General features: G+C 74.0%; 2 protein-coding genes. Both read left to right on the top strand.

Annotation, left to right across the window (positions count from 1 at the left end):
• The first annotated feature begins 315 nt into the window (after positions 1–315).
• The gene (locus L1885_RS26820; protein ID WP_235799748.1) at positions 316–1,002 is read left to right on the top strand and encodes a TetR/AcrR family transcriptional regulator; all 687 of its coding nucleotides are present in this window, start codon (positions 316–318) and stop codon (positions 1,000–1,002) included.
• 113 nt (positions 1,003–1,115) lie between these two features.
• Positions 1,116–2,654, top strand: a 1,539-nt coding sequence (locus L1885_RS26815; protein ID WP_372482037.1) for a DHA2 family efflux MFS transporter permease subunit, incomplete at its 3' end; no start/stop codon positions are given.

The raw sequence follows: 2,654 nt of genomic DNA, 5'->3' as shown, positions 1-2,654 counted from the left end.
ACCGGCGGCGGGACGGGGCGTGGGCCGGGCGCGCGGGGGAGGCCGGTACGCACGGCGTGCCCGGCCGGCGGCGTCAGGGCGGGCCCGGCAGGCGCGACACCGGGACCCGGCGGAACGGAACGGCCCCCGGCTTACGGGCACTTAGCACGCGCCGTTCACCCCCCGCAAGGGTGTGCGACGAGATCGCGCTTGCGTTCCGTCCGGTCGGCACCTACGGTCTTAACGGTACGAAGTCGTTTCGCTTATCTCGCTCGCCACCGGCCGCCACGCAGAGCACGTGCCACCGGGCCACCACGGAAAGGGGGCGCCACGACCATGACCCTGCCCGACGTGTCCCCCCGCGAGGACCGGCCGCAGGCCGGGGAGCCTTCGTCCGCGCACCCCGGCGGGGGCGCCGCGGCAGCCGCCTGCGGCGGACCCGCTCACGGCACCCGCCGCCGGCGCAGCCGTATCTCCCCCGAGCGGGAGGCCGAGATCCACACGAGCGTGCTCGCGCTGCTGCGCGAGGTGGGCTACGAGGCGCTCACCATGGACGCCGTCGCCCTGCGCGCGCACTGCAGCAAGGCCACGCTCTACCGCAAATGGAGCGGCAAACCGCGGCTCGTCGCCGCGTCGCTGCGCCACGAGCGGCCCTTCGACTTCGAGGACCTGGACACCGGCAGCCTGGCGGGCGACCTCCACGAACTGGCCGAGCGCATCGGCCGGGCCGAGAAGGACGCGGAACTGCTCCAGGCCGTGGTGCCCGCCGTCACCAAGGACCCGGACCTCGCGGAAGCCTTCGGCGAGGTCCTGCGGCAGGACCACGAGGCCCTGTTCGGGGTGTTCGACCGCGCCGCCGCCCGCGGCGAGGTGGCCGGGGACTGCCCGGCGCGGGAGTACCTGCCGCACATGCTGCTCGGTGGCGTCGTGGCCCGCACGCTGCTCGACCTGAGGAAACCCGACCCCGTCTACCTCAAGCGGTTCGTGGACGCCGTCGTCCTGCCCGCCCTGACCCGGCGCTAGGCACCGCGGTCGCGGCGGCGCCCGCCTGCGCCGCGCGACCTCCGCGCGGGCCCCGTCGCGGCCCCGCCCGCACCAAAGACCTGCACGAAAGACCTGGAGGACCCGGCGTGGCCATATCCGCCGTCGACGAACCCACCGCCACCCCGACAGAGCAGACCGCCGGCGCCGAGGAGCGCCGCCACCCGCCGAAACGCTGGTGGGCCCTGGCCGTCATCGGACTCGCCCAGCTCATGGTCGTGCTCGACGCGACGATCGTGAACATCGCGCTGCCGTCCGCCCAGCAGGACCTGGGCTTCTCCAACGACGGCCGCCAGTGGGTCATCACCGCGTACTCGCTGGCGTTCGGCAGCCTGCTGCTGCTCGGCGGGCGCCTGGCCGACCTGCTCGGCAGGCGCCGGACCTTCCTCATCGGCCTGGTCGGCTTCGCCGGGGCGTCCGCGCTCGGCGGCGCCGCGAACGGCTTCACGATGCTGGTCGTGGCGCGCGCCCTGCAGGGCCTGTTCGGCGCGGTGCTGGCGCCGTCCGCGATGTCGCTGCTCACCACGACGTTCGTCGACCCGAAGGAGCGCTCCCGGGCGTTCGGCGTGTTCGGCGCGATCGCCGGTTCGGGCGGTGCCATAGGGCTGCTGCTCGGCGGCGTGCTGACCGAGCACCTGGACTGGCGCTGGACGCTCTACGTCAACGACGCCATCGCCGTCTTCGCCGTGATCGGCGCCCTGGTCTTCGTCCGGGGGGCCGCGCCGGCCCAGCGCCCGAAGCTCGACCTGCTGGGGACCGTCCTCGTCGCGGCCGGCCTCTTCGGCGTCGTGTTCGGCTTCGCCAACGCGGAGACGCACGACTGGAGCAACTGGATGTGCTGGGCCTTCCTGGCCGCCGGCGGCGTGCTGCTCGTGCTGTTCACGCTCTGGGAGACCCGGGCGAAGCACCCGCTCCTGCCGCTGCGCGTCCTCGCCGACCGCAACCGGGCGAGCTCCTACGTCAGCGTGTTCATCTCCGGCGCGGGGATGTTCGGGGTCTTCCTCTTCCTCACGTACTACCTCCAGCAGACCCTGCACTACTCCCCCGTGCAGACCGGTCTCGGCTTCCTCCCGATGGTCGGCATGCTGATGCTGACCGCGCAGCTGGCCACCAACCTCCTCATCCCCCGGATCGGGCCCAAGCCCGTGGTGCCCGTGGGCATGGGGCTGGCGGGGGCGGGCCTCGTCTGGCTGACCGCGCTCGACCTGCACAGCACCTACCCGGCGCACGTCCTGCCCGGCCTGCTCCTGCTCGGCGTCGGCCTCGGGCTGGTGATGCCGCCCGCGATGAGTCTGGCGACGCTGGGCGTGCAGCCGCGCGACCAGGGCGTCGCGTCCGCGACGGTCAACACCATGCAGCAGGTGGGCGGTTCGATCGGCACCGCGCTGTTCAACACCATCGCCGCGACCGCGGCGACCCGTTACGCCAAGGACCACATCGGCGAGCACGACCTGCCGGTGCAGGCCGCGCTGCACAGCTACGCCAGCGCCTACTGGTGGGCCGCGGCGTTCTTCGCGGGCGGCCTGGTCGTCTCGGCACTGCTCTACCGGCGCGGCCGGCCCGCCGGGTTCGCCGCGGCCGCCCCGGCCCCGGAGAAGGCGCCGGCCGGCGCCGCGACGCGCGAGTCGGCCGCG

This window comes from Streptomyces fuscigenes, assembly GCF_021556455.1.
Classification (GTDB): Bacteria; Actinomycetota; Actinomycetes; order Streptomycetales; family Streptomycetaceae; genus Streptomyces; species Streptomyces fuscigenes.
Note: the sequence above shows the minus strand (reverse complement) of the source record. Positions and strands in the feature narration are given on the sequence as shown.

Coding starts and splice junctions, on each gene's coding strand:
- L1885_RS26820 (WP_235799748.1), top strand. CDS start 316: ATGACCCTGCCCGACGTGTCCCCCCGCGAGGACCGGCCGCAGGCCGGG.